21 protein-coding genes are annotated in these 19,351 nt (G+C 67.3%); 16 read left to right on the top strand and 5 right to left on the bottom strand.

The genetic code is table 11. The annotated features are described in order from the left end of the window. The first annotated feature begins 130 nt into the window (after positions 1-130). From pnp to ACFDS3_RS01955, 5 genes are all read left to right on the top strand, one after another. A complete protein-coding gene (gene pnp / locus ACFDS3_RS01975) occupies positions 131-2,266 on the top strand; it encodes a polyribonucleotide nucleotidyltransferase (RefSeq protein WP_375260658.1) in 2,136 nt (711 codons plus the stop codon). Positions 2,267-2,440: 174 nt separating this feature from the next. Beyond that, a complete protein-coding gene (locus ACFDS3_RS01970; protein ID WP_375260657.1) occupies positions 2,441-3,007 on the top strand; it encodes a L,D-transpeptidase in 567 nt (188 codons plus the stop codon). A 204-nt stretch (positions 3,008-3,211) separates the two neighbouring features. Next, complete coding sequence (locus tag ACFDS3_RS01965; protein WP_375260656.1) at positions 3,212-4,630, top strand: cytochrome ubiquinol oxidase subunit I; 1,419 nt, start codon at positions 3,212-3,214, stop codon at positions 4,628-4,630. A gap of 17 nt (positions 4,631-4,647) precedes the next feature. Further along, on the top strand, positions 4,648-5,661 hold the full coding sequence (gene cydB / locus ACFDS3_RS01960) for a cytochrome d ubiquinol oxidase subunit II (RefSeq protein ID WP_375260686.1): 1,014 nt from the start codon (positions 4,648-4,650) through the stop codon (positions 5,659-5,661). Beyond that, on the top strand, positions 5,661-5,756 hold the full coding sequence (locus tag ACFDS3_RS01955; RefSeq protein WP_375260655.1) for a DUF2474 family protein: 96 nt from the start codon (positions 5,661-5,663) through the stop codon (positions 5,754-5,756). The genes cydB and ACFDS3_RS01955 overlap by 1 nt, the downstream gene beginning before the upstream one ends. On the opposite strand, the gene ACFDS3_RS01950 is transcribed toward ACFDS3_RS01955, so the two are convergent. Together ACFDS3_RS01950 and ACFDS3_RS01945 are read right to left on the bottom strand one after the other, a co-directional pair. After that, positions 5,753-6,649 (bottom strand): DMT family transporter, encoded by an 897-nt coding sequence (locus ACFDS3_RS01950; RefSeq protein WP_375260654.1) that lies wholly within the window; start codon positions 6,647-6,649, stop codon positions 5,753-5,755. The two genes, ACFDS3_RS01955 and ACFDS3_RS01950, sit on opposite strands and share 4 nt — an antisense overlap. A 70-nt stretch (positions 6,650-6,719) precedes the next feature. Then, positions 6,720-7,376, bottom strand: a complete 657-nt coding sequence (locus ACFDS3_RS01945; protein ID WP_375260653.1) for a peroxiredoxin — start codon at positions 7,374-7,376, stop codon at positions 6,720-6,722. 242 nt (positions 7,377-7,618) lie between these two features. Between ACFDS3_RS01945 and ACFDS3_RS01940 the strand changes: the two genes are divergently transcribed. The 6 genes from ACFDS3_RS01940 (at position 7,619) to ACFDS3_RS01915 (ending at position 13,996) form a co-directional block, all read left to right on the top strand. Further along, complete coding sequence (locus tag ACFDS3_RS01940) at positions 7,619-8,524, top strand: VOC family protein (protein WP_375260652.1); 906 nt, start codon at positions 7,619-7,621, stop codon at positions 8,522-8,524. A gap of 38 nt (positions 8,525-8,562) precedes the next feature. Beyond that, complete coding sequence (locus tag ACFDS3_RS01935; RefSeq protein WP_375260651.1) at positions 8,563-9,153, top strand: alpha/beta hydrolase; 591 nt, start codon at positions 8,563-8,565, stop codon at positions 9,151-9,153. A gap of 126 nt (positions 9,154-9,279) precedes the next feature. Beyond that, the gene (locus ACFDS3_RS01930; RefSeq protein ID WP_375260650.1) at positions 9,280-10,869 is read left to right on the top strand and encodes a glucan biosynthesis protein; all 1,590 of its coding nucleotides are present in this window, start codon (positions 9,280-9,282) and stop codon (positions 10,867-10,869) included. Beyond that, positions 10,854-11,009 carry a hypothetical protein gene (locus tag ACFDS3_RS01925; RefSeq protein ID WP_375260649.1) on the top strand — a complete coding sequence of 52 codons (156 nt, stop codon included), beginning with the start codon at positions 10,854-10,856 and terminating at the stop codon, positions 11,007-11,009. Before ACFDS3_RS01930 ends, ACFDS3_RS01925 begins: the two co-directional genes overlap by 16 nt. After that, positions 11,002-12,783 (top strand): glucans biosynthesis glucosyltransferase MdoH, encoded by a 1,782-nt coding sequence (gene mdoH / locus ACFDS3_RS01920; RefSeq protein WP_375260648.1) that lies wholly within the window; start codon positions 11,002-11,004, stop codon positions 12,781-12,783. Before ACFDS3_RS01925 ends, mdoH begins: the two co-directional genes overlap by 8 nt. Further along, positions 12,776-13,996, top strand: coding sequence for an OpgC family protein (locus ACFDS3_RS01915; RefSeq protein WP_375260647.1), 1,221 nt, complete (start codon positions 12,776-12,778; stop codon positions 13,994-13,996). The genes mdoH and ACFDS3_RS01915 overlap by 8 nt, the downstream gene beginning before the upstream one ends. Here the strand turns inward: ACFDS3_RS01915 and ACFDS3_RS01910 are convergent. Both ACFDS3_RS01910 and ACFDS3_RS01905 read right to left on the bottom strand, forming a co-directional pair. Further along, the gene (locus ACFDS3_RS01910; protein ID WP_375260646.1) at positions 13,993-14,652 is read right to left on the bottom strand and encodes an RluA family pseudouridine synthase; all 660 of its coding nucleotides are present in this window, start codon (positions 14,650-14,652) and stop codon (positions 13,993-13,995) included. The genes ACFDS3_RS01915 and ACFDS3_RS01910 overlap by 4 nt on opposite strands. After that, a complete protein-coding gene (locus tag ACFDS3_RS01905) occupies positions 14,630-15,082 on the bottom strand; it encodes a GAF domain-containing protein (RefSeq protein ID WP_375260645.1) in 453 nt (150 codons plus the stop codon). Before ACFDS3_RS01905 ends, ACFDS3_RS01910 begins: the two co-directional genes overlap by 23 nt. A gap of 90 nt (positions 15,083-15,172) precedes the next feature. On the opposite strand from ACFDS3_RS01905, the gene ACFDS3_RS01900 reads away from it, so the two are divergent. From ACFDS3_RS01900 to ACFDS3_RS01885, 4 genes are read left to right on the top strand one after another with little or no spacing between them, the layout of a single operon-like run. Continuing rightward, the gene (locus tag ACFDS3_RS01900) at positions 15,173-15,520 is read left to right on the top strand and encodes an STAS domain-containing protein (protein ID WP_375260644.1); all 348 of its coding nucleotides are present in this window, start codon (positions 15,173-15,175) and stop codon (positions 15,518-15,520) included. After that, the gene (locus ACFDS3_RS01895) at positions 15,510-15,989 is read left to right on the top strand and encodes an ATP-binding protein (RefSeq protein WP_375260643.1); all 480 of its coding nucleotides are present in this window, start codon (positions 15,510-15,512) and stop codon (positions 15,987-15,989) included. The genes ACFDS3_RS01900 and ACFDS3_RS01895 overlap by 11 nt, the downstream gene beginning before the upstream one ends. Positions 15,990-16,048: 59 nt before the next feature. Then, positions 16,049-17,623 (top strand): gamma-glutamyltransferase family protein, encoded by a 1,575-nt coding sequence (locus ACFDS3_RS01890; RefSeq protein ID WP_375260642.1) that lies wholly within the window; start codon positions 16,049-16,051, stop codon positions 17,621-17,623. 12 nt (positions 17,624-17,635) lie between these two features. Continuing rightward, a complete protein-coding gene (locus ACFDS3_RS01885) occupies positions 17,636-18,025 on the top strand; it encodes a rhodanese-like domain-containing protein (protein WP_375260641.1) in 390 nt (129 codons plus the stop codon). Here ACFDS3_RS01885 and hspQ read toward each other — a convergent pair. Continuing rightward, entirely contained in the window at positions 18,022-18,348 is a 327-nt protein-coding gene (gene hspQ, locus ACFDS3_RS01880; RefSeq protein ID WP_375260640.1) for a heat shock protein HspQ, read from the bottom strand. The genes ACFDS3_RS01885 and hspQ overlap by 4 nt on opposite strands. An 84-nt stretch (positions 18,349-18,432) precedes the next feature. On the opposite strand from hspQ, the gene ACFDS3_RS01875 reads away from it, so the two are divergent. After that, positions 18,433-19,314 carry an AEC family transporter gene (locus ACFDS3_RS01875; RefSeq protein ID WP_375260639.1) on the top strand — a complete coding sequence of 294 codons (882 nt, stop codon included), beginning with the start codon at positions 18,433-18,435 and terminating at the stop codon, positions 19,312-19,314. The last annotated feature ends 37 nt before the right edge of the window (positions 19,315-19,351 follow it).

Genomic DNA, 19,351 nt, shown 5'->3' with positions numbered 1-19,351 from the left:
TGGGCGCCCCATCTGAGACGTGACGCCCTGACCCCGGCGCATGAGATGATGGAGGGGTCGGCGGCAATACGGCCGCCATGCAAACGGACCGGCAGAGAGGGCTCTGCGCGGCCCAGACAGGATACGACAGATGTTCAACGAAACGAAGAAATCGATGCAGTGGGGCGAAGAGACCCTCACGCTCGAGACCGGGAAGGTTGCGCGGCAGGCCGATGGCACCGTGATCGCGACCCTTGGCGAGACCTCGGTGATGGCCAACGTCACCTATGCCCGCCAGCAGAAGCCCGGCCAGGACTTCTTCCCGCTGACCGTGCATTACCAGGAAAAATACTACGCCGCGGGCAAGATCCCCGGCGGCTTCTTCAAGCGCGAGGCCCGGCCGACCGAGAAGGAGACGCTGACCGCCCGCCTGATCGACCGTCCGATCCGCCCGCTCTTCGTCCCCGGCTTCAAGAACGAAGTGCTCGTGATGTGCACCGTGCTGAGCCATGACCTCGTCAACGACCCTGACGTCGTCGCGATGATCGCCGCCTCGGCCGCGCTGACGCTGTCGGGCGCCCCGTTCATGGGCCCGATCGCCGGCTGCCGCGTGGGTTACGAGGGCGGCGAATACGTGCTGAACCCCGAAATCGACGACATGCACAAGCTGCGCGACAACCCCGAGCAGCGTCTCGACCTGATCGTCGCGGGCACCCATGACGCCGTGATGATGGTCGAATCGGAAGCCTACGAGCTGACCGAGGAAGAGATGCTGGGCGCGGTGAACTTCGCACACGAGCAGATCAAGCCGGTGATCGAGCTGATCATCGACCTGGCCGAAGCCGCCGCGAAAGAGCCGTTCGACTTTCAGCCGCCCGATTATTCGGCGCTGTACGACGCCGTGAAGGCCGCGGGCGAGGACAAGATGCGCGCCGCCTTCGCGATCACCGACAAGCAGCAGCGCACGACCGCCATCGCGGATGCCCGCGAGCACGTGCGCAGCCAGCTGAGCGAAGAGCAGCTCGAGGATTCGAACCTCGGCTCGGCCTTCAAGAAGCTGGAATCGTCGATCCTGCGCGGCGACGTGGTCAAGGGCGGCAAGCGGATCGACGGTCGTGCGACCGACGAGGTCCGCTCGATCGTGTCCGAGACTGGCATCCTGCCCCGGACCCACGGCTCGGCCCTGTTCACCCGTGGCGAGACGCAGGCGCTGGTCGTGACCACGCTGGGCACCGGCGACGACGAGCAGATGATCGACGCGCTGCAAGGCACGTACCGGTCGAACTTCCTGCTGCATTACAACTTCCCGCCGTATTCGGTCGGTGAAGTGGGTCGCGTGGGGTCGCCCGGCCGTCGCGAGATCGGCCACGGCAAGCTGGCGTGGCGTGCGCTGCAGGCGGTCCTGCCGCCGGCGACGGACTTCCCCTACACGATCCGCCTGGTGTCCGAGATCACCGAGTCGAACGGCTCGTCCTCGATGGCATCGGTCTGCGGTGGCTCGCTGTCGATGATGGATGCGGGCGTTCCGCTGAAGGCGCCGGTGGCCGGTGTGGCCATGGGCCTGATCCTGGAAGAGGACGGCGACTACGCCATCCTGACCGACATCCTGGGCGACGAGGATCACCTCGGCGACATGGACTTCAAGGTCGCAGGCACCGAGAACGGCATCACGTCGCTGCAGATGGACATCAAGGTCGCGGGCATCACGCCCGAGATCATGGAGAAGGCGCTGGCCCAGGCGAAAGCCGGCCGCCTGCACATCCTGAACGAGATGTCGAAGGCGATCAGCGAGGCCGGCGCATTCTCGGCCCACGCCCCGCGCATCGAGACGATGCAGATCCCGACCGACAAGATCCGTGAAGTCATCGGATCGGGCGGCAAGGTCATCCGCGAGATCGTCGAAGTCTCGGGCGCCAAGGTCGACATCAACGATGACGGCATCATCAAGATTGCGTCGGCCAACGGCGAGGCCATCCAGAAGGCCTACGACATGATCTATTCGATCGTGGCGGAACCCGAGGAAGGCAAGGTCTACAAGGGCACGGTCGTCAAGATCGTGGACTTCGGCGCCTTCGTGAACTTCTTCGGCAAGCGCGACGGCCTGGTGCATGTCAGCCAGATCGAGAACCGCCGCCTGAACCATCCTTCGGACGTTCTGAAGGAAGGCCAGGAGGTCTGGGTCAAGCTGCTGGGCTTCGACGACCGCGGCAAGGTCCGCCTTGCGATGAAGATGGTCGACCAGGAGACCGGCGAAGAAGTCACCGAGGAACAGCCCGCCGAAGGCTGAATCCCGGCCCTGCCCACAGGAAAGCCCCGGCCTTGCGCCGGGGCTTTTCGTTTGCCCCCGGGAACCGACGCTGGCGAGGGGGCTTCACGTTATCGTAAAAGCTCTGCGGAAACCCGATCTTGTATCATAGGTTGGGTATCCTGACCGATAGAAGAACACGAAGGGGACACGAGTATGGATCGTCGCGATTTCATCATGGCCGGCATGGCGACTTTCGGCGCCGCGCTGACCGGCTTGCCGGCCGCCGCACAGGAACTTCCGCCGCATCTGCAACCGGCGTTCGTGACGCTGCGCCACCCGCTGCCGCCGGGCGAAGTCCACGTGTTCCCCGACCATTTCCAGCTGTTCTGGACGATGCCGGACGGCAAGGCATGGCGCTATGGCATCCGTGTCGGCCGCGACAGCCTGTACGAGCCCGGCCAGTATTACGTCGGTGCCAAGAAGGAGTGGCCGTCCTGGACGCCCACTCCCGCCATGATCGAGCGCGAGCCCGAGAAGTACGCCCAGCATTCCGACGGGATGCCCGGCGGCCCCGACAATCCGCTGGGCGCCCGTGCGCTCTACCTGTTCCAGGAGGGGCGCGGCGACACCTACCTGCGGATCCACGGCACGCCCGACATCAGCAGCATCGGCCGCGCCGTGTCGAACGGCTGCGCCGGCCTGACGAACGAGCATATCAAGATGCTGTACGAGCAGGTGCCGATGGAGGCCCGCGTGGTGCTCTATCCCAAGATGGCCTGAGCGGCCGCGCATTTAGCACGATCTGCAAGGGCCTCTCTGACCGAGAGGCCCTTTTTGCATCCCGGCCTTCGGGGAACCTGCTGTTGCTCTTTCGCGCTTACCCCCACGACAGCCGAGCGGGGTGCGACATCCTGCTTGGCCGTCACCGGTGGACGGGATCGGCAGGGGCCCCATCTTGGGAACAGAATAATTCGAGGGTAGGCCATGGATACGTTTCTGGGACTCGACGCGCTCATGCTGGCCCGAATCCAGTTCGGCTTTACTGTCGCCTTCCACTTCATCTTTCCCGCCATCACCATCGGCCTTGCGAGCTACCTTGCCGTCCTGAACGCCCAGTACCTGCGCACCAAGGACGAGGCATATATGCGCCTGTTCAAGTACTGGGTGAAGATCTTCGCGATCTGCTTTGCCATGGGCGTCGTCTCGGGGATCGTGATGTCCTACCAGTTCGGCACGAACTGGTCGGTGTTCTCGGATCTCGCTGGTCCGGTGATCGGGCCGCTGATGGCCTACGAGGTGCTGACCGCCTTCTTCCTCGAGGCCGGGTTCCTGGGGATCATGCTGTTCGGGCGCGGCAAGGTCGGCCCCGGCCTGCACATGTTCGCCACCCTCATGGTTGCCGTGGGCACCGCGATCTCGGCCACGTGGATCCTGTCGGTGAACAGCTGGATGCACACGCCCGCCGGCTACACGATGGGCGAGAACGGGCAGTTCCTGCCTGACGACTGGCTTCGGATCATCTTCAACCCGTCCTTCCCGTACCGCCTCGCGCATACGCTGACGGCGGCCTATCTGGCGACGGCCTTCCTTGTCGGGGGGGTGGGTGCGTGGCACCTCTTGAAGGGGCGTCGCGACAATCCCGGCGTCCGCACGATGTTCTCGATGGCGATGTGGATGGCGGCCATCGTGGCCCCGCTACAGGTGTTCATCGGGCACGAGCACGGCCTCAACACGTTCGAGTACCAGCCCACCAAGGTCCTCGCGATGGAGGGACATTTCGAGACCTCCGAGGACGGCATTCCGCTGATCCTCTTCGGCATTCCCGACCAGGAAGCGGGAGAGATGCTCTATGAGCTGAAGATCCCGCGCATCGGCGGCCCGATCCTGGGCAAGGGTTGGAACGCCTCGCTGGAGGGGCTGGATACGGTGCCTCGCAGCGAAGAGCCGCCCGTGATCGTCGTGTTCTACTCTTTCCGTGTGATGGTGGGGCTTGGGCTTCTGATGGTCACGATCGGGATGTGGTCGCTGTGGGCCCGCTGGCGCGGCAAGCTGTACTCCGACAGATGGCTGCACCGGGCCGCGCTGCTGATGTCGCCTGCCGGTCTGGTCGCGATCATCGCCGGCTGGATCACCACCGAGGTCGGCCGCCAGCCTTACACGGTCTACGGGATGCTGCGGACGCCGGACTCGGTCTCGCCCATCGGCGCGCAGGCCGTGGGGACGTCGCTGATCGCCTTCATCGTGACCTACTTCATGATCTTCGGCGCGGGGGTGCTTTACCTGCTCGTCCTGATGGGCAAGCCGCCCCAGCCCGGTGAGGAGGATCAGAAGGGCGCCGAGGGTCCGATCCGCAGCGCCGGCATCACGCCTGCCTCCAATCCCAAGAACGCACCGGCCGAATAAGGAAACAGAGCATGGGTATCAGCTTGGACCTCACCGTTGCCTGGGCTCTCCTTCTGGCGTTTGCCGTCTATACCTACGTGGTGCTGGACGGGTTCGACCTGGGGATCGGAATCCTTTACCCCGTGTTTCCGTCGAAAGAGGACCGCGACCTGATGATGAACACGGTCGCGCCGGTCTGGGACGGGAACGAGACGTGGCTCGTCCTTGGCGGCGGGGGTCTTCTGGCCGCCTTTCCGCTGGCCTATGCGGTCATCCTGCCGGCGCTCTACCCGCCGATCATCGCGATGCTGCTGGCGCTGATTTTCCGCGGCGTCGCGTTCGAGGCCCGCTGGCGCGCCGATTCGCGCTTTTCGCGCAAGTTCTGGGACTATGCCTTCATCGGCGGATCGACCGTCGCCGCCTTTGCACAGGGCATCACCCTGGGCGCGCTGCTGCAGGGAATCGAGGTTGACGGGCGCCAATACGGCGGCGGCTGGTGGGACTGGCTGACCCCCTTCACGGTGGTCTGCGGGATCGCCGTGATCTTCGGCTATGGCCTGCTGGGCGCCTGCTGGCTGAATTGGCGGACCAATGGCGAGATCCGGGACCGTGCCCGCAAATTCGCGCGGCTTCTGGGGTTCATCACCGTGGGCTTCATCGCCGTCGTGTCGCTTTGGACGCCGTTCCTCGAGCCGCAGTATTTCAGGCGGTGGTTCGCGTTTCCCCAGGCGCTCGAGGTTCTGCCGGTGCCGATCTTCGTGGTCGCCTTCGTCGTCTTCCTCGGCAAGGAGCTCTACAAGGAAAGCCGTCAGTGGCTGCCGTTCGCGCTGACGCTGGGGCTGTTCCTGCTGTGCTTCATCGGGCTCGGCGTCTGCATGTGGCCCTATGTGATCCCGCCCTCGGTGACGATCTACGAGGCCGCGAGCCCGTACAAATCGCAGCTTTTCCTGTTCGTGGGCGCCGTGATCCTGGTGCCGATCATCCTCGCCTACACCGCGTTCGCCTACTACGTCTTCCGCGGCAAGATCGAGCACGGGGACGGATACCACTGATGCTTCACAAGATCGCCTGGTTCGTCGCCATATGGTGCGCCAGTGTCGCGGCCCTTGGCATCGTGGCCTACGGCATCCGGCTGATGATCCTCTAGCCCGCGACCGGGCTGACCTGGGGCCGGCGCCTCAGCGCGCGGCGCCGCTGGTCCCACAGGTAGACCGCGAGCGTCACCACCACGACCGCCCCCCCGACCAGCCCGCGCGGGCCGACGGGTTCACCCACAACGGCCCACACGGCGATGGGACCGAGCACCGTTTCCAGCAGCAGGACAAGGCTGACATTGGCAGCGACGGTGTAGCGCGAGGCCATCCCGAAGGTGGTGAAGGACACCGGCAGGATCACCAGCCCCGTCACCCAGATGGCAGGCAGGTAGCCGTCGGTCTGGAACATCGACGGCGCGAGGCTCAGTCCCACCGCGCCCGAGATCGCCGCGCCAGATCCCACCGTCAGCATCACCGACAGGTCGGGACGCGCCCGATAGATGGTGAAGCTGCCGGCGAGCGCGACCGACACCAGCCCGCCACAAAGCGCACCGATCCACGCGGACCCGGTGCCACCGTATTCGCCCGAGACCGAGACTCCGATCCCGAGCAGCACCAGCACCGCCGCCGCCAGCGTGGTCGGCTGCAGCCTGTCGCCCAGGAACAGCGCACCCAGCACCGCCGACACGAGCGGCGTCGTCGCCACCGCGAAGAGTACGACCGCGACCGGCGCCAGCGCGATCCCCGTCGCGAACAGTCCTGCATTGGTGGCCTGAAGGGCGATCGCGAGCAGGCCCGTCACGGTGAGAGAGCCCGAAAGCTCGGGACCCTTGCGCCGCGACAGCACCAGCCAGAGGCCGATCAGCATCGCCGCCTGCAACAGTCCGCGCCACGCCACCATCTGCGCCGGCCCCAGCCCCGACAGCCGCATCAGCACGGTGTCCGGCAGGATCACCAGCGTGCCGATCAGCGCGAGCGTCAGCCCCTTGTTCGTATCGTCCGCCATGATCCGCCCATACGACAAGCGCCGCCCCCGGGTAAGGGGACGGCGCCAGGAAATCGCGTGAAGGTGGCTGTCAGGCCGGCTGCTTGGTCGTGCGGATGTAGGGCAGCTTCTGCTCGAACGTGCCGAACGTCTCGCGCGCCTCGTCATCCGACACGCCGCCGGTGATGATCACGTCGCCGCCTTTCTGCCAGTTGGCGGGCGTGGCGACCTTGTGCTTCGCGGTCAGCTGGATCGAGTCGAGCGCGCGCAGGATCTCGTCGAAGTTCCGACCCGTGGTCATCGGGTAGGTCATCGACAGCTTCACCTTCTTGTCCGGCCCGATGATGAACACGGTGCGGACGGTGGCGTTGTCGGCCGGCGTGCGCTTGCCCGGCTCGCCCTCGGCCTCGGCGGGAAGCATGTCATAGGCCTTGGCGATCTTCATCTCGGGGTCGGCGATCAGCGGATAGCTGACCGAGTGGCCGGTATAGCTGGCGATGTCGGACTTCCACTTGTTGTGGTCCTCGATCGGATCGACCGAGATGCCGATGATCTTGGCGCCACGCTTTTCGAACTCGGGCACGAGACCCGCCATCGCGCCAAGCTCGGTCGTGCAAACGGGCGTGAAGTTCTTGGGGTGGCTGAAGAGCACGGCGTAGCCGTCGCCGATCCACTCGTGGAAGTTGATGGTGCCTTCGGTCGTCTCCGCCGTGAAATCGGGGGCGGTGTCGTTGATGCGCAGGGCCATGGGTCCCTCCTTTTCGGTCCTTTGCCCCAAGATAAAGCGCAGGCCGGGGTCGAGAAAGGGGTGCGGGCGGGAAAGGATCGCCGTCGCCGTGCCGCGTGGGACGGGCGAACGGGCGTTCGTCCCGAGGGGCAGGCTTGGACCGTCTGTTTCTGCGCGCCAGTGCACCAAGTTCCGCCATTTTGTGTAATAGGGTGCGCAGGCAATCTGCCCTATCTGTTGCTCAGCACGAGGAGGATTCAGCCATGCTCGACCAGATCAACGGGTTGCACCACGTTACCACCATCGGCTCGGACGCGCGGGCCATCGATCGCTTCTGGACAGATACGCTCGGCCTGCGCCGGGTGAAGAAGACGGTCAATTTCGATGCCCCGGACGTCTATCACCTCTATTACGGGGACGAGATGGGGCGGCCCGGCACCGCGATGACCTACTTCCCCTTCCCCAACGCCGGGCGCGGCCGCCGCGGCGCGGGTGAGGTCGCCGAGACGCGCCTTGCCATCCCCGAGGGCGCCGCCCCCTTCTGGGCCGACCGCCTGGGCACCGAGATCGCGACCGATCCCTTCGGGGCGCCGGTCGTGCGCATCGCCGCGCCTGACGGTGACGCCTTCGCGCTGGTGGAAAGCGGCGACACCCGCGCGCCCTTCACGGGAGCGATCGACGCCGACCACGCGATCCGCGGCTTCCATTCCTCCGCACCCCTGGTGCGCGATGCGGCGCCGATGGCAGAGCTGCTGCGCTTCATGGGCTATGAGGAGACCGCCCGCGAGGGCGAGGTGATCCGCTTCACGCGGCCCGGCGGCACCGCCAACGTGATCGACCTGATCGAGCGTTCCGACGCGCCCGCGGCGCAGCAAAGCGCCGGGTCGGTGCACCACATCGCGTTCTCGGTCGATGACCGCACGGCGCAGCTTGCGGTCCAGAAGGCCCTGACCGAGCAGGGCTTCGCCGTGACGCCGCAGATCGACCGGGACTACTTCTGGGCGATCTACTTCCGCACCCCCGGCGGCATCCTGTTCGAGGTAGCGACCGACGAGCCCGGCTTTGCCAGCGACGAGAGCCCCGAGACCCTCGGGCAGGCCCTGAAGCTGCCCCGCCAACACGAGCACCTGCGCACGCAGCTCGAGCGGACGCTCGTCCCGCTGGATTGAGGCGCTAGGTCACGCAGCGGAAACGGGAGGAGGCCGGCATGGGCTACGACGCGATTAGAAGCGTGGGGACCGCGGATCACCTGGTCTTCACGTTCCACGGCACGGGGGCGACCGCGGACCAGCTTCACGGTCTTGCCCGGACCCTGCTGCCCAAGGCGCATGTCGTCTCGCCCCAGGGCGACGTGCACGAGGGGGACGCGCCCCGTTTCTTCCGCCGCAAGGCCGAGGGCGTCTACGACATGGACGACCTGGCCCAGCGGGTCGAGAAGATGGGCCTTTTCGTGCGGGGCGAGATCACCCGCACCGGCGTCAGCCATGTCACCGGCATCGGCTATTCCAACGGCGCCAACATCCTTGCGGCCACGGCGATCCGCTATCCCCGGCTGTTCGACACGCTCGTGCTCATGCACCCGCTGATCCCTTGGGTCCCCGCGCCCGAGCCGGGGCTGGCGGCCAAGCGCATCCTCGTGACCGGCGGGCGGCAGGACCCGATCTGCCCGGCCGAACTGACGCAGGGGCTGGCCGACTGGTTCACGGCACAGATGGCGGATTGCACCCTCGCCTGGCATCCCGGCGGGCACGAGATCCAGCAGACCGAGATCGACTGCGTGGCCGATTTCCTGTGCTGAGACACCGCTGCTGATCACATTTCCGCCCGGTTCATTCCGCAATGCGGCAACATTCCACCGATCCCGCTGGTGCGCGCGGAGAACTTCGCTATTTCGTGGCGAAAAACGACCCCGAGTTCCCCCGCCATGAAGACCGATTCGACCGCTCTGACGCCCGCAAAGGGCCCGACCCGGCGGATGCTGCTCTGCAGCGCCGCCAGCCTTGCAGCGCTTGGCCTCACCCGTGGGGCGTGGGCGGAGGATGCGGCCATCCTTGCGGGTGCGCCGTTCAGCTACGAAGGCCTGATCGAGCGGATGCGCAAGGCCGCGACCGAGCCCTACGTGCCGCCCGCCCCGCTGGAAGGCCCGCTGGCCGAGCTCGATTACGATGACTACCGCAAGATCCAGTTCGATCCCGACCGCGCCCGTTGGGCCGGACCGGAGGCGCGCGCGGTCCTGCACGCCTACCACCCCGGCTGGCTGTTCAATTACGTCGTGCGCCTGAACGAGGTCGTCGACGGTCAGGCACGCCCGATGCTGTTCGAACGCGACGACTACATCTACCACGGCGACTCGGGCGATCATTTCCCCGCCGACGCCGTTCTTCCCGGCGTCTCGGGCTTTCGCCTGAACGCCCCGCTGAACGACCCCGAGCGCTTCGACGAGGTCGTCTCGTTCCTGGGCGCGAGCTATTTCCGCGCCCTCGGGAAGGGCAACGTCTATGGCCTCAGCGCGCGTGGGCTGGCGGTGAACACCGCGATCGGGCGCGAGGAAGAATTCCCGCTGTTCTCGGAGTTCTGGATCGAGCGTCCGGACCCCGGCAGCGATCACGTCGTGTTCTATGCCGCGCTGGAAAGCCCGTCGGTTGCGGGGGCCTTCCGCTTTGCCGTGACACCGGGCGAGACGACGACCATCGACGTGGACCAGCACCTGTTCTTCCGCGAGGCGGTTGCGCAGCTGGGCGTCGCGCCGCTGACCTCGATGTTCCTCTTCGCGCCGAACGACCGCAGCGACTTCAACGACTATCGCCACCGCGTCCACGACAGCGAGGCGCTGGTGGTGCGCATGGAAGGGCAGGAGCTTTTCCGCCCGCTGCGCAACCCCGAGACACTGGGCAACTCGTATATCGGCGTGTCGAACCCGACCGCCTTCGGGCTGGTCCAGCGCCACCGCGCGTTCGACGACTATCTCGATGCCGAAGCCCGCTACGAGCGGCGCCCCTCGCTGATGGTCGAGCCGCTGGGCGACTGGGGCAGCGGGTCGATCCGGCTGATCGAGATCCCGACCGAACTGGAAAGCAACGACAACATCGTGGCCTTCTGGGTGCCCGAGGAAGAAGTCGCTGGCGGCGACGCGCGGTCCTTCGCCTATCGCCTGCACTGGGGTGCCGCCCCTCTCGAACCCGAGACCAAACCTGCCCGGATCTTGCGCACATTGGCCGGATACGGCGGCGCGGCGGGCGTCGATCCGCTTGCCGATCGGCAGAAATTCGTCATCGATTTCGATGGGTCCGATATCGGGGAACCGGAAGAAGACCGCCCGGTTTCAGCCGAGATCTCCGCGGTCAACGGCGTAATCGCGGAGGACGTTCTCGAGTTCCTGGACGAGCACCGCATCTGGCGCCTTGTCCTCGAGGTCGAGGCGGACGCGGGTGCCGTGGCCGAGATCAAGGCACATCTTGCGCAGGACGATCGCCGCTTGAGCGAAACTTGGTTGTACCAATGGACGAAGATCTGAACATCCCCACCGAACCGGATCGTATCGACACGGCTCCGCCCTACGCGCCCCTCGCCATGCCCCGCCAGGTCCTTGAAAGGGATCGGCGCGAAGGGATGCTGAGTGCCCTTTTCCGCCTGTTGATCGCGCGCAATGCGTGATCACGCTCGGCTGTGCGCCGACCGTCGCACCACGGCGTGGCGCGCGGCGGCGCTCGGCTTCACCTTGCTGTCGGGCGTGGCGGCCACGGCGCTGATGGCCGAAGCCGCCTTCGCGACCGGGCTGGGCACGTGGAATCTTGCCTGCGTGGTGTTGATCTTCTTCACGACGCTCTGGCTGGCGTGGGGGGCCGCGCAGTCGCTGGTGGGCCTCGTTCCCAAGCGGGCGCACGTCACCGGCAATCTTCCGCGCCCCACCGCCCCCACCGTTGTCCTCCTGCCGATCTGCAACGAAGACGCCCGTGCCGCCGCCGCTCGCCTGACCGCGATGGAGGGGTCGTGCCGGGTCGCCGGCGTGCGCGTGGATTTCGCGGTGCTGTCCGACACCCGCGACGGCGAGGCGCTGATCCGCGAGCGGCAGGCGTTTGCGCCGCTTTGCGTCCAGCGGCCCGACCGTCTGCGCGTCTACTACCGCAACCGGACCGACAACTGGGCCCGCAAGGCCGGCAATATCGAGGATTTCATCCGCACCTCGGGCGGCGCCTACGAGTTTGCCGTGATCCTGGACGCCGACAGCCTGATGGAGGGCGAGACGATCGGCCACCTGATCGCGCGGATGCAGGCGGCGCCCGACGCCGGACTTCTGCAGACCCTGCCCAAGATCATCGGCGCGACCTCGTGGTTCGGCCGCGCCATGCAGTTCGCGGCCGGCTTCTACTCCCCGGTTTTCGCGCGCGGACTGCAACGGATGCAGGGGCCGACCGGGCCGTTCTGGGGCCACAACGCCATCGTTCGCGTGAAGGCGCTGGCCTCTTCCTGCGCGCTGCCCGAGCTGTCAGGCCCGCCGCCCTTCGGCGGCACGATCCTCAGCCACGACTACGTCGAGGCCGCGCTGCTGGCCCGCAACGGCTGGCGCGTCGACATGGACCCGACCATCCCCGGCTCGTTCGAGGAAGGGCCGGACAACCTCGTGGCCTATGCCCGCCGCGACCGCCGCTGGTGCCAGGGCAACCTGCAACACATGCGCATCGTCGGCGCACCCGGCCTGACCGCGTGGAGCCGCTTTGTCTTCGTGCAGGGCATCGCGTCCTACATCGTGCCGCTGTTCTGGGCGGGCTTCCTGCTGTCGTCGATGGCCGCGCTCGTCGCGGCGCCGCCGCCTAACTATTTCCCGGAACCGCACCAGCTCTTTCCCGTCTTCCCCGACCGCCACATGCGCGAGATCGTGGCGCTGGCGATCGGCATCGGGGGGCTTCTGCTGCTGCCCAAGTTCGGCATCCTCGCCGCGGCGATCGGGTCTGGCCGCACGCGCGGCTTCGGCGGATCGGCCCGCGCGGTGCTCTCGGTCCTGGCCGAGACGCTGCTGTCCTCGCTGATCGCGCCGATCATGCTGATGTACCAGAGCCGTGCGGTGATCGAGGTGCTGTCGGGCAAGGATGGCGGCTGGCCCGCCACCATGCGCGGCGAAGGCCGGCTGAGCTTTGCCGAGGGACGCACCGCCGCCGGGTGGATCAGCCTGACCGGCCTCGCCGCGCTTTGCACCGTGGCATGGCTGGGGCGGGACCTGCTGTTCTGGCTGCTGCCCGTGACCCTGCCGATGATCGCCGCGCCGCTGCTGATTGCCACGACGTCGCGGGCCGCTCCGGGTGGCGTGTTCACCGTTCCGGACGAGGTCGCCCCCTCGCCCGTCATCGCGGCCTATCGGGCCGCACTCGGCGCGGAACCGGCCCCCCGGGCGGCCGCGCTCCCCGCCGACAAGGAGGCACACGTTGCCTGAGAACAAGGTCGTGCCCCTTCCGGGCACCGCAGCGCGCGTCTCGCGTCGGGACCCGCGCATCGACGCCTTCCGGGGTCTCGCGCTGGTGATGATCATCGTCACCCACATGCCGGGCAACCCGTGGGAGTGGCTGACGGTCCGCGAATGGGGTTTTTCCGACGCGGCCGAGGCGTTCTTCCTCATGTCCGGCATCGCCGCCGGCATCGCCTATTCTCCCGCGGTCGAACGCTGGCTGCGCGGCGACGGCGGCATCTGGGCGGCAATCTCGCCCATGTGGGCGCGCGCCTGGACGCTGTACCTGGTGCAGATCCTGCTGACCGTCATCGCGATCGGCCTCTTCGCCTGGGCCGCCGACGTCTTCCTGGAGCCGCGGTTCCGCGAAATGCACAACCTCGCCCGGATCTACAGCGAGACGGGCGAGGCGCTGGCCGGGATTCCGACGCTGGGCTACCAGATCGGCTACGTGAACATCCTGCCGACGTATATCGTCCTGATGATCGCCGCCCCCGCCATCGTCGCCGCGGGTCTGCGGTGGCCGCTGGCGACTTTGGCCGCCTCGGCGGTCCTGTGGCATGTCAGCGGTCTGTGGCGGCTCAACATCCCGAACCACCCCGGCGGCGGCGGGTGGTTCTTTTCGCCGACGTCGTGGCAGCTGATCTTCACCATCGGCCTCCTGATCGGCATCCGCCACCGCAAGGGCGAGCGCCTTGTACCGCAGAGCCGCCCCCTCTTTGCTGCGGCCCTGGGGCTGGTCGTCTTCATCTTCGCGTGGCGGCACGTGCCCGAGCTGGGGACCTACATGAACCACAAGATGGCGCAGCTAGGCGCGCTTGGGGCGCCGGGGCACATCGTGGCCCACACGAAGACATGGCTTGGCCTGCCACGCCTCGTCCACGTCCTGGCACTGGCCTATGTGCTGTCCTGCCTTCCCGCCATCCGCACGCTTGCCGCGCACCCGGCCGTGACACCCCTGCGGACGATGGGTCAACAGGGGCTTCTGGTCTTTGCCTTCGGCACGGTCCTGATGCTGGTCGGTCAGATCCTGATGGATGTGGAGCCCGCGACTCCCTGGCTGCCCTGGGTCCTGCCCCCCGCCGCCACGGCCCTGTGCTGGGCCGCCGCCTGGACCAAGAACCGCCTGCGCGCGCCCAAGCCATCCGAGCGTCCGGCGGTGTCGGAGTCCTCGCCGATGAGGCGCAGCGCCGCGAGCTAGAACGGCGCCGGCGCCTGGAACCGCATCCAGCGCCCGCCGGTCGGGTGCCGCAGCTCCAGCAGTTCAGCGTGCAGCATCATCCGCGGATGCGCCTGCGCGGCACCTTCGGCGTAGAGGGTGTCGCCCAGGATCGGGTGGCCGAGGCTCAGCATATGCACCCGCAGCTGATGCGAGCGGCCGGTGATCGGCGTCAGCGCTACGCGCGTCTCGTCCTCGGTCCGGTCGATGACCTGCCAGTCAGTCTGGGCCGCGCGGCCTTGGTCGTGGTCGATGCGCTGGCGGGGGCGGTTGGGCCAGTCGACGATCAGCGGCAGGTCCACCCGTCCGCCGTCACCTTCCATCCGCCCGGCGACGCGGGCGACATAGCGCTTTTTCGTGTGCCGCTTTTCGAACTGCAGGCCAAGATGCCGCTGTGCTTTGGCGTTTCTCGCAAAGATCATCACGCCCGACGTGTCCCGGTCGAGCCGGTGGACGAGAAGGACGTCGGGATACGCTGCCTGAAGGCGCGCTATCAGGCAATCCGCCAGCGCCGGCCCCTTCCCCGGCACCGACAGCAGCCTGTCGGGCTTGACCACTGCCAGCAGGTCATCGTCGACGTGCAGCAGGTCCAGCGGGTCGGTGGGCGGGTCGTAGTCAGGTGCGGGCAAAGGTGGCATCCAGGATCCCGGCCAGCGCCTCGGCATCCGTTTCGGTGAAGGCATCGGGGCGGTCGCTGTCGATGTCGAACACGGCGATGACCTCGCCCGCCGCGTTGCGCACGGGCAGGACCAGCTCGCTGCGGGTCGAAGAGGCGCAGGCGATGTGGCCGGGAAAGGCGTCGACATCGGGAACAAGCTGCACCTCGCCGGTGCGGGCCGCAGCGCCGCAGACGCCCCGGTCGAACGGGATGACGAGGCAGCCGTGCCCGCCTTGGTAGGGACCGATCTTCAACAGGCCCGGCGCGACGACGCGGTAGAAGCCCGTCCAGTCGAAACGGTCGTCGGTGTGATGGACCTCGCAGGCCAGCGTGGCCATCAGCGCCACCTGGTCGTCCTCTCCCTCGGTCAAGCTCGCCACGCGGGCGGCAAGTGCGTCGTAGTCCAGCATCGGGGGCCTCGGAACCGTTTCACTTTAAGGCTCCGTTAGCATGACTCGTGCAGGATTGACCACGTGCGGAGCTGCAGAAGTCGGGACCGGATGAACATCGAAACCTGCGTCATCGAAGGGATGCTCGTGGTCCGGCCGCTCGACCCCAGGCTCGACGCGGCGGCAACCGTGCGGTTCAAGGACGCGATCCGCGACCTCGCCCCCGGTGCGCCGGAACGGGTGATCCTGGACCTCAGCCGGGTGACGTTCCTCGACTCGTCGGGCCTTGGCGCGGTGGTCGCCGCGATGAAGCTGCTTGGCCCCGACCGCCGTTTCGAGCTTGCCAATCTGAACCCGATGGTGGGCAAGGTTTTCGCGCTGACACATATGGATCGCGTCTTCACCATCCACTCTGCGGTTCCCGGCAGGGGGCTCGTCGACACGCATCATGTCGGCTGAAACGTTCCCGCAGATCCGATGCGAAGAGGTCGTGCGCGAGGACGGCTGCCAAGAGCTGCGCGTCCTCTACCGGGGCTGCGGTGCAGCCACGCGCGAAGCGCTGCACATCATGACCGAGGGCCTGCGCGACTTCGGGATCAGCGAAGCCGACCTCCAGACCGCGCAACAGGTCATGGCCGAAATTCTCAACAACGTGGTCGAGCACGCTTATGCCGACAACCTCAACGGCCTGATCGAGATTCGCCTGATCTGCGAGGCCAGCGCCATCCGCGCGCAGATCATCGATGCGGGGCGGCCGATGCCCGGCGAGGTCGCCCCCGATCCCGCTCCGCCCAACCCGGCCGGGATGCCCGAGGGCGGTTTCGGCTGGTGCATCATCCGCGCCATGACGGACGAGGTCAGCTACGTCCGCGAAAGGGGGCGCAACAACCTCAGCATTGCGTTCCGGCTGCACGACACGGGGCGCTGAGGCCGCCTTCCCTTCCGCGCGTCCTGCGCATAGCGTGGCGCCGCGAGGGAGGATTCACGATGCGCGACTTTCACCTGCCGGGGCGTTCGCCCGTCTATGCCGAGAACGGGATGTGCGCCACGTCGCACCCATTGGCCGCCAAGGTGGCGATCCAGATCCTCGAGGCAGGCGGGAATGCCGTGGACGCGGCCATTGCCGGCGCGGTGCTGCTCGGGATCGCCGAGCCGCAGATGACCGGGATCGGTGGCGACTGTTTCGCCCTGATCGCGAAACCGGACGGAGAGGTCCTTGCCCTGAACGGATCGGGCCGTGCGCCCGCCGCGCTGGATGCCGAGGCGATCCGGGGCGACGGCCATGCCGCCATGCCGCTGGGGCACGCCCATGCGGTGACGGTGCCGGGCGCGATCGACGCCTTCTGCCGCCTTTCGGCCGACCACGGTCGCGCGGGGCTTGCCACCGCGCTCGCGCCCGCGATCCACTATGCCGAGGCCGGCATTCCCGTTGCCGACCGCGTGGCCTTCGACTGGGCGAACGACGCGAAGACCCTTACCGGAAAGGCGCGCGAGTTCTACCTGGCCGGCGACGCCGCCCCCAAGCCCGGCACGATGTTCCGCGCCCCGCAACAGGCCGAGGTGCTGCGCCGCATCGCGATGGACGGGCGCGCGGGGTTCTACGAGGGCGAAGTGGCCGAGGACATGGTCAACAGCCTCCGTGCTGCCGGGGGCAGCCACACGCTCGACGATTTCGCGGCGGTCGAAGCGAGTTACGGCACCCCCCTGACCGGCAGCTATGGCGAGTTCGAGCTGGTCGAGCATCCGCCCAACGGCCAGGGTGCGACGGCGATCCTGCTGGCGCATATCCTCGGGCAGTTCGACCTGTCGTCGCTGGACCCGTTCGGGGCCGAGCGCGCCCACCTCGAAGCCGAGGCCGCGAAGCTGGCCTACGATGCCCGCAACCGCTTCCTCGCCGATCCGGAGCATGTCACGAAGCTGGACCACATGCTGTCGATGGACACGGCGAAGGCGCTGGCCGACCTGATCGATCCCGACCGCGCCATGCCCGACGCCCGCGCGGCGAGCGGAGCGGTCCACAAGGACACGATCTACATCACCGTGGTCGATCGCGACCGCATGGCGGTGTCGCTGATCTACTCCATCTTCCACGGGTTCGGCTCGGGGATCGCCTCGGACAAGTTCGGCATCCTGTTCCAGAACCGCGGCGCGGGCTTCAGCCTCGAGCGCGGGCACGCAAACGAGGCAGCGCCGGGCAAGCGGCCGATGCACACGATCATCCCGGGCATGATCCGCCACAAGAGCCGCCTTGCCATGCCCTTCGGCGTGATGGGCGGCGCCTATCAGCCCAACGGCCACGCGCGGTTCCTGACGAATGTCGCCGATTACGGGATGACTCCGCAGGCCGCCATCGACGCGCCGCGCAGCTTTTCCGACCAGGGCATCCTGAATGTCGAGCGGGGCTACGGCGAAAGCGTGCGCCAGGACCTTGCGGCGCGCGGGCACCGGGTCGAGGTGCCGGAGACGGCGCTTGGCGGGGCGCAGGCGATCCTGATGCGCGAGGATGGTGTGCTCGAAGGCGGATCGGACCCGCGCAAGGACGGGTGCGCCCTGGGTTACTAGGAGGAGACGTCCATGCCGATCACCCCGGCCCAAACCCTGGTCGAACGAGCCAAGGCCCGGATCGAGACCTTGCCGCCCGAAGAGGCCAAGGCGCGGGCCGAGCGCGGCGAGGCGCTGCTGGTGGATATCCGCGACGTGCGCGAGCTGGACCGCGCGGGGCGCATCCCCGGCGCGATCCACGCCCCGCGCGGGATGCTGGAATTCTGGGTCGATCCCGAAAGCCCCTATCACCGCGAGGTCTTCGCCACGGACCGGCAGCTGATCCTGTTCTGCGCGGCCGCCATGCGCTCGGCGCTCGCCGTGGCGACGCTGCGGGATATGGGGATGGAGAATGTCGCCGAGATGGACGAGGGCTTCGCGGGCTGGACCGCCCGCGGCTTTCCCGCCGAGACGCGCGACTAGTTCAGCTGGAAGTGCACCGGGTAGCTACCGTCCTCGAGCTCGCCGAAGAATTCGGGCAGGTCGGGATGACCTACCGGCTCGCCCGAATAGTCGGCCTCGAGGTTCTGCTCGGACACGTAGGCCACGTAGTAGCTTTGCTCGTTCTCGGCCAGCAGGTGATAGAACGGCTGGTCGCGCGCGGGGCGCGCTTCCTCGGGAATGGACTGGTACCATTCCTCGGTATTCGCGAAGGTCGGATCGACGTCAAAGACCACGCCCCTGAACGGGTGCTTGCGGTGACGGACGACCTGCCCGAGATGATAGCGCGCGCGCGTCTTCAGCATGCCTCTTCTCCAATCCTTGCCCCCAGAATGTAGAAGCCGAGGAACCTTGTCCATGCCCCCCTCTGCCATTGCAGGAAACACACTGTGAACGTCGTCCTGACAGTGGCTGAGGTCACGGCGCCCGTTTTCCTGCTGGCGGGCATCGGCTTTGCATGGGTCCGCCTGGGCTTTGACTACGAGATCGAGTTCGTCACCCGCATGTCGATGACGCTGGGGGTGCCCTGCCTGATCTTCACCTCGCTGATGCAGACGCGGATCGATCCGGCGGCGCTGACGGCCGTGTCGCTGGCCGCCGTGGCGGCCTATGCGGCGGTGACGGCGGTGATGTTGGGGATCGCGCTGGTGCTGAGGCTGGACCTGCGCACCTACCTCGCCCCGCTGGTCTTCGGGAACACCGGCAATCTCGGCCTGCCGCTGGCGCTGTTCGCCTTCGGGGAAGAGGGGCTTGGCTATGCTGTCGTCGTCTTCGCGGTGATGGCGGTCTACTCCTTCACGGTCGGCGTCTGGATCGTGTCGGGCGGCGGATCGCTGCTGCGGGTCGTGCGCGAGCCGATGGTCGGCGCGACCCTTCTGGGCGCGCTGTTCCTCTGGCAAGGGTGGGAGACGCCGACCTTCCTGACCAATGCGCTGAGCCTTGTCGGCCAGCTCGCCATTCCGCTGATGCTGATCACCCTCGGCGTGGCGATCGCCCGCCTTACGCCGCAGAGCTTTGCCCGCCCCGCGCTGCTGTCGGTCCTGAAGGCGGCCGCCTGCGTCGCGGTCGCCGTGCTGATCGGCCGGGCCTTCGGGCTCGGGGACGTAGCCTTCGCGGTGCTGGTCCTTCAGGTCGCGACGCCGGTGGCGGTGACGTCCTACCTGCTGGCCACGAAATACGGGGCGGATGCGGACGCGGTGGCAAGCCTCGTCGTGGTCTCGACACTGGGCTCTGTCGTATATCTGCCGCTGATCCTCGCCTGGGTCATCTAGTCCCGTTTGCGTGTGACGGCACTTCGGTTAGAGTGGG

Origin of the sequence: Palleronia sp. (assembly GCF_042089775.1) — a bacterium.
Taxonomy (GTDB): Bacteria; Pseudomonadota; Alphaproteobacteria; order Rhodobacterales; family Rhodobacteraceae; genus Palleronia.
This window is presented reverse-complemented; position numbering and strand designations above follow the sequence as displayed.